The sequence below is a fragment of the Enterobacter sp. UNJFSC 003 genome, assembly GCF_036903355.1.
Classification (GTDB): domain Bacteria; phylum Pseudomonadota; class Gammaproteobacteria; order Enterobacterales; family Enterobacteriaceae; genus Enterobacter.
The window spans coordinates 1-267 of record NZ_JBAKHK010000191.1; the positions used below are offsets into that span (position 1 = coordinate 1).

Sequence of the window (267 nt, forward strand, 5' to 3'; positions counted from 1 at the left end):
CATTTCTGCATAGCGAAGATTCTTATTCTGCGATAGTTGCGCAACTTCCTGAAAAACAGGAATATCTCTACTACAGTGATGAACGAGTAATGAAGAAACTTTTTTATGTGCATGAAGATTTAATGCCTCCTCCTTGAGCATCGGCAGAAATAATGAAAGCGTATCCCTTGATACTAATACAAAATTTTCAACACACTTATCTACTCGAATTTGGCTTGCATCCGCAAAAACCAGGTCACCGCCATTAAAATAGCGATATTCACCATT

General features: G+C 37.8%; 1 pseudogene. It reads right to left on the minus strand.

Annotated elements, in window-relative coordinates:
• Window positions 1-267: pseudogene (gene gadX, locus V5P19_RS23740) on the minus strand (acid resistance transcriptional activator GadX); the annotation flags it as partial.